The 311-nt window shown below is 72.3% G+C and carries 1 protein-coding gene; it reads left to right on the top strand.

Features of this window, described 5'->3' with window-relative positions; translation table 11 throughout:
* On the top strand, nucleotides 1-311 hold a 311-nt coding region (locus tag KI686_RS16220), incomplete at both ends, for an MFS transporter (RefSeq protein ID WP_237590361.1).

Raw genomic sequence — 311 nt, forward strand, 5'->3', positions numbered from 1 at the left:
GGCTGCCGACCCTGGTCATCCAGTACGGCATTCCCGTCGAGCGGGTGTCCTCGGCGACCGCCGCCTTCAGCGCGGGCATGGTGATCGGCGGACTGGTGCTGGCCTTCGTGTCCACGGTGATCCCCGCTCCGCGCATCATCCTCGTGCTCACCGCGGCCGCCGGCGTCACGCTGGCGATCATCGGCAGCCTGGGGATGCCGGCGGGCGTGCTGCTCGCGCTGATCGCGGTGGCCGGCATCGGCGCGTCGTCCGGCACCATGGGGCAGGCGGCGATGGCGGTGACGCTGTATGGCGAGCACCAGCGCACCGTG

Source organism: Polaribacter sargassicola, assembly GCF_021991835.1.
In the GTDB taxonomy this organism is placed as follows: Bacteria; Bacteroidota; Bacteroidia; order Flavobacteriales; family Flavobacteriaceae; genus Polaribacter; species Polaribacter sargassicola.